Raw genomic sequence first — 5,861 nt, 5'->3', positions numbered from 1 at the left:
CCTGCGGGTCCATGGCATGCGGCGTGCCCGGCACGGTCTGCAACGCGCGTGAGCCGAGTCCGGCGATCCGCACGGCCTTGGCCAGCGAGGAGTGGGTCTCCGCGGTGACGTAGACCCGTTCGTCCCCGCGGACGCCCGACGAGCGCCAGCCCGGGTCCGCCCGGTGCAGGGCGGCGAGCAGGGCGACCAGCGCCGCGGACGAGGCCGAGTCCTGCAGCGACCCACCGCCCCCGCCCGCGAAGGTGAACGCCTCGCCGAGCCCGAGGGCGCGGGCCATGCCGTCGACCACCACCTGCTCCACCTCGGTGGCCGCGGGGGAGGTGGACCAGAGCATGCCCTGCGCGCCCAGCCCGCCCGACGCGATGTCGCCGAGCAGCGAGAACAGCGAGGCCTGAGCGGGGAAGTAGCCGAAGAACCGGGGATGCTGCCAGTGCAGCGACCCCGGCACGACGACGGTGTCGAGCAGGCCCGTCAGCTCCGCGCCGAGATCCTGGGCGGGCTGCTCGGGCAGGTCCGCGGGCAGCGCGGCGCGGACCTCACCGGGCGCGACGGCGGGGCGCACCGGCAGGTCGGCGAGCCCGGCACGGTACTCCGCCACCCAGTCGACCAGCGCGTGGCCGAGCCTGCGGAACTCCTCGGGATCGAGATCACTCACCCCGGGACACTAGACGGCGGGCTCCGAGACGAGCGAGCCCGCCTGGTTCCGCTCCCGCAGCACCGTCTTGAGGATCTTGCCGGAGGGGTTGCGCGGCAACGCCTCCACGATCGCCACCCGCCGCGGCCGCTTGTAGCCCGCGAGGTGCTCCCGGCAGTGGGCCTCGATGGACTCGAGCGTGGGCGGGGCCGCGGGATCGGCGGGGACCACCACGGCCAGCGGCGTCTCGCCCCACTTCGGGTCCGGCACCCCGATCAGGGCGACGTCCCCGATCTGCGGGTGCGCCGCCAGGACGTTCTCCACCTCGGCGCAGTAGATGTTCTCGCCACCCGAGATGATCATGTCCTTCTTGCGGTCGACGACGTAGTAGTAGCCGTCCTCGTCCTGGCGGACCAGGTCGCCCGAGTGGAACCAGCCGCCGCGGAAGGCCTCCGCGGTCTCGGCGGGCTTGTCCCAGTAGCCGCTCATCACCAGCGGCCCGCGGTAGACGATCTCCCCCACGACGCCCTGCGGGACGTCGTTCATCTCCTCGTCGACCACCCGGACCTCGACGTTGACCATGGGCGTCCCCACGGAGCCGATCTTGCGGATGGCGTCCTCGCCCTTGAGCGTGGTGGTGACCGGGCTGCACTCGGTCTGCCCGAACGAGGTGACGACGTCGGCGGCCGGGAACGTGTCGATCATCTTCCGGAGCAGGGTGGTGGAGGCGGGGGCAGCACCCCAGGACAGCTTGGTCAGGGCGGACAGGTCCCGGTCGGCGATGTCCGGGAGCGCCACGATCGCGGCCCACTGCGCCGGGACGAAGAAGCACGAGGTGACCTTCTCGCGCTCCAGCAGCGCGACCGTCTCGGCGGGGTCGAACCCGCCCGACGGCGCGATGATCGTGGCCCCACCGGTGAGCAGGCTCGGCAGCATCCCGGCGAGGCCCGCGATGTGGAACAGCGGCGCCCCGGACAGCCACACGCTGCGGCTGCCGGTCGAGCCGAGGTGCACCGCGCTCGAGAAGGCGTGCAGGTAGAGGTTGCGGTGGCTGAGCATCGCGCCCTTCGGGCGGCCCGTCGTGCCCGAGGTGTACATGATGTAGGCGGTGGCCTCGTCGGGCACCGGGAGCTCGCGGTACTCCGGCGAGGCCGCGGCCAGGGTCTCGTCGAGGTCGGTGCCGAGCGTGATCACCTGCGAGACGGCGGGTGCCTGGGCCCGCGCCTTCTCCAGCTGCGGCAGCAGGGCCTCGTCGACGACGGCCGCCACGGCCCCGCTGTCCGTGAGCGCATAGGCGATCTCGTCGGCGACGAGCCGGAAGTTCACCGGCACGCAGACGCCGCCCGCGCGCAGGGTGGCGATGTAGGCCTCGACCAGCGGGATGCTGTTCAGGCCGAGCACCGCCACCCGGTCACCCGGGCGGACTCCGCCCGCGGTGAGCGCGTCGGCCAGTCGGGTCACCCGGTCGTCGACCTCGCGATAGGTCCGGCGCAGGCCCGTGCCGCCGTCGACGAACGCCTCGGCGTCGGGCGTCACGCGCGACCAGCGCGCCAGTACGTCGCTCATGGTCATGCCGCGTCCGGTGATGGTCCCGGTCGGAGACTCCGTCGTCATGGCCCCAGACTGACCACCGATCGATCGTTCAGCAAGAGCCGTCGGGGCCGAACCCGGCCCCTGCCGGCCACCGGCGGGTCCGGTTCGGGTGCCACCGGTTCGCCCGAGCCGCATCGCCGCCGGGATCAGCACGCCGCGGATCAGGAACGCGCGCGGGGTCGGGGAGGCCACGCGCGCCCCGGTGGCCTGCCTGAGCGGGATCAGTGCGGGTAGCGGTCCCGCAGCTCCTGCTTGACGAGCTTGCCGGTGGCCGTGCGCGGCAGGAAGTCGGTGAAGTCGATCGTGCGCGGCGCCTTGTAGTGCGCGATCCGTTCGCGGGTGTACGCGATGAGCTCGCGCTCCAGCGCCGGGCTCGCCTCCACGCCCTCGGCGGGCTGCACGATGGCCTTGACCGACTCGCCCATCTCCTCGTCCGGCACGCCGATCACGGCGACGTCGAGCACCGCGGGGTGGGTGACCAGCACGTCCTCGATCTCCCGCGGGTAGATGTTCACCCCGCCGGAGATGATCATGAAGGCCTTGCGGTCGGTGAGGAAGAGGAAGCCCTCCTCGTCGAGGAACCCGAGGTCGCCGGTGGTGGTCCAGGTGGGGTGATCCGGGTGGGTCGCGGCAGCGGTCCTGTCCGGGTCGTTGTGGTACTCGAACGGCCGCTCGTCCCGCTCGAAGTAGATCGTGCCGACCTCGAACGGCGGCAGCACCTTGCCCGCCTCGTCGCAGATCCGCACCACGCCCAGGCCCGCCCGGCCGACCGTGCCCGGCCGCTCCAGCCACTCGGCCGAGCTCACGAAGGTGATCCCGTTCGCCTCGGTGGCGGCGTAGTACTCGTAGAGCACCGGGCCCCACCAGTCGATCATCGCCTGCTTCACCTCGGGCGGGCAGGGCGCGGCGGCGTGGATGGCCACCCGCAGCGAGGAGTGGTCGTAGCGGTTGCGGACCTCCTCGGGCAGCTTGAGCATCCGCACGAACATCGTGGGCACCCACTGGCTGTGCGTGGTCCGGAAGCGCTCGATCGCCGCGAGGGCGCCCTCCGGGGCGAACCGCTCCATCACGACGGCGGTGCCGCCGATGGCCTGCACCGTGGCGCAGAACCGCAGGGGGGCGGCGTGGTAGAGCGGCGCGGGGGAGAGGTAGACGGTCTCCGTGTCGAACCCGTACATCGGGCCGAAGAGATCGATGTAGGTGTCCCCGGGCTCGTCCACCTGGGAGTCCGGCAGGCTCGGCTTGATGCCCTTGGGACGCCCGGTGGTGCCGGAGGAGTAGAGCATGTCCGCGCCGCGGGGCTGCTCGGGCAGCGGCTCGGCGGACACGTCCGCGAGCTCGGCGTCGTAGTCCAGGAAGGCCGCGGAGCCGGGGATGGCGCCACCGAAGGCGAGCTTGATCGGCACGTCGACCTGGTCCCCGATCGCGGCGGCCAGCCCCGCGACCCCCGCCGAGACGACCAGCGCCTTCGCGCCGCAGTCCACCACGATGTACGCCGCCTCGGGCGCCGACAGGTGGTGGTTGACCAGCGTGATGTAGAGGCCGGAGCGGCGGGCCGCCCAGTAGACCTCGAAGACCCGCGGGGTGTTCTCGGCGACCATCGCGACGACGTCGCCGCGGCGCAGGCCCTGGTCGTGAAGATAGCGGGCCAAGCGGGCCGAACCCTCGTCCAGCTCGCGGAAGGTGAGGCTCGCCCCGCTGCCCGCCATCACGACCGCGGGCTTGTCGGGCGTGGTGGCTGCGTGGGTCCCGGGGTACATGGCCGTCCTCTTCGTCGATCGACTCCAGCGGTCCCGATCCTGCCAAAGTCCGGTGGCCGTCGGGGCGACCGGTGAGGGGGACCTCGTGGGGGCGGGCCTGCTCAGGCGCTGGCGGCCCGGGCGCTCTCGACCGAGGGCTCGCCGGAGCCCTCGCAGCGAAGGGTGGTGACGACGGCGCCGCGGGCCTGGTACCGGTTGTGCGAGCGGAGCGTGGCCTCCGGGGTGACGTGCTTCAGCCGCCCGCATTCGGGGCAGGTTCCGTAGCCCTCGGTGATGGTCTCTCCCACTGTGTCGTGCCTCTCGTCGGCCGTTCGCCGGATCGGGGTTCTGCGAACGGGTCGGGCGAGTCTACCGGCTCCACGCACGGTGACCGGTCACCTCTGCGAGTGGGAGGAACCTCACGGAAAAGGGACGGCCGCCCCGTTGTCCGCCGGAACGGACTCGGGCGCGCCTCCCCAAATATGACGATCGGCCACCGTTTATCGGGGTGGCGCGGGATCAGTGGGCCGCGTGGTACGCCTCGAGAACATTGGACGGGATCCGCCCGCGCTCGGAGATCTTCATCCCCTGCGCCACCGCCCATTCCCGAATGGCCTGGTTCTGCTGACGGTCGGAAACGGGCCGGGCCGCGGGAGCGGCGGCGGAACCGGAGGAACGGCGACCGCCGGTGCGCCGGGCCGCGGCGATGTAGGGGGCCAGGACCTCGCGCAACTTGTCGGAATTCTTCGTCGACAGGTCGATCTCGTAAGACTTCCCGTCGACGGAGAACTCGACCTGCTCCTCCGCCTCGCCACCGTCGAGGTCGTCGATCAGCGTGACCGTCGTCTGCTTCGCCACGGGTGTTCCAGCCCTTCTTCGGCTCCTACCTCCCGTTCCGGCCGTTCGTCCGCTGAGATCGCGCGCAGCCTCGGGTGGGCGGGCGGAGGTGGGGCGGAACACGGACCAGGAACCGGAGAATGTGTCGAGCACACAATAAGGGAAGGCTTCGGAGAATGTCGATTAGGGGTGCGAAGCGACGCGCCTGCCCCCGCGTCGATCACTCCTTCGGACGTATCCCGGGCGCGGTTAGCGACCGCGCCCGGGCGGAGCGTCACGGAATGGTCTCCGTAAGCCGCCCGTCAGCTGACCGGGGACCACCAGTCGTCGTCGGGCAGGTCCTGACCGAGGTCGATTCGCTGGCCGGGAAGGGGCAGCGCGAGTGGGATTCCGACCGATTCCGCGGCCGCCCGCAACCGGGCGACCGGCTCCGACCAGGGATGGAAGCCGAGATTGAACGTGGCCCAGTGGACCGGCAGCAGCACCCCGCCGCGCAGATCTCGATGCGCCGCGGTGCTTTCCTCGGGATTCATGTGGATGTCCGGCCACAGATCCGCGTAGGCGCCGATCGGCAGGACGGTGAGGTCGAACGGTCCGTGTCGTTCGCCCGCCCGGACGAACGCGCGCGTGTATCCGGTGTCCCCGCCGAAGTAGGCGCGGTGTCGCGGGCCCGCCACGACCCAGGAGGACCACAGGGTGGTGTCGCGGCGCAGCCCCCGCCCGGAGAAGTGCCGTGCCTCGGCGCAGACCAGGGTGAGGTCGCCGACCGTGGTGGTGCCCTCCCAGTCCAGCTCGCGGATCCTGTCCGCCGGCACCCCCCACGCGCGCAGGTGCGCGCCGATGCCCAGCGGCACCACGAACGGCGCCCTGCCGTGCCGGGGGTCGGCCACGAGTGCGCGGACCGTGGGCAGGTCGAGGTGGTCGTAGTGGTCGTGGGAGATGACCACGGCGTCCACCGGCGGCAGGTCCTCGAGCCGGACGGGGGTGGGGTGCAGCCGGCGCGGGCCGACCCGGCGCGACGGCGAGACCCGCTCACCCCACACCGGATCGGCGAGCAC

The 5,861-nt window shown here is 72.0% G+C and carries 6 protein-coding genes; all 6 read right to left on the bottom strand.

Annotation, left to right across the window (positions count from 1 at the left end; all coding sequences use genetic code 11):
- A partial coding sequence (locus tag H5J29_RS18565; RefSeq protein WP_312858301.1) for a pyridoxal-dependent decarboxylase occupies positions 1–655 on the bottom strand: 655 nt, incomplete at its 3' end.
- A 9-nt stretch (positions 656–664) separates the two neighbouring features.
- Positions 665–2,248 carry a long-chain-fatty-acid--CoA ligase gene (locus H5J29_RS18560; protein WP_181782220.1) on the bottom strand — a complete coding sequence of 528 codons (1,584 nt, stop codon included), beginning with the start codon at positions 2,246–2,248 and terminating at the stop codon, positions 665–667.
- A 200-nt stretch (positions 2,249–2,448) separates the two neighbouring features.
- A complete protein-coding gene (locus H5J29_RS18555) occupies positions 2,449–3,987 on the bottom strand; it encodes an acyl-CoA synthetase (protein WP_181782219.1) in 1,539 nt (512 codons plus the stop codon).
- 101 nt (positions 3,988–4,088) lie between these two features.
- Positions 4,089–4,274, bottom strand: coding sequence for a hypothetical protein (locus H5J29_RS18550; protein ID WP_181782218.1), 186 nt, complete (start codon positions 4,272–4,274; stop codon positions 4,089–4,091).
- Between the two features lie 211 nt (positions 4,275–4,485).
- Complete coding sequence (locus H5J29_RS18545; RefSeq protein ID WP_181782217.1) at positions 4,486–4,824, bottom strand: histone-like nucleoid-structuring protein Lsr2; 339 nt, start codon at positions 4,822–4,824, stop codon at positions 4,486–4,488.
- 281 nt (positions 4,825–5,105) lie between these two features.
- Positions 5,106–5,861, bottom strand: a 756-nt coding sequence (locus H5J29_RS18540) for an MBL fold metallo-hydrolase (protein ID WP_181782216.1), incomplete at its 5' end; no start/stop codon positions are given.

Origin of the sequence: Pseudonocardia pini (assembly GCF_013870575.1) — a bacterium.
Taxonomy (GTDB): Bacteria; Actinomycetota; Actinomycetes; order Mycobacteriales; family Pseudonocardiaceae; genus Pseudonocardia; species Pseudonocardia pini.
The sequence above is the reverse complement of the archived record's forward strand: the minus strand, read 5'-3'. Positions and strand labels throughout refer to the sequence as shown.

Bases quoted from the DNA above. Each gene is read 5' to 3' on its own strand.
- H5J29_RS18555 (WP_181782219.1), bottom strand. From the start codon at position 3,987: ATGTACCCCGGGACCCACGCAGCCACCACGCCCGACAAGCCCGCGGTC.
- H5J29_RS18560 (WP_181782220.1), bottom strand. From the start codon at position 2,248: ATGACGACGGAGTCTCCGACCGGGACCATCACCGGACGCGGCATGACC.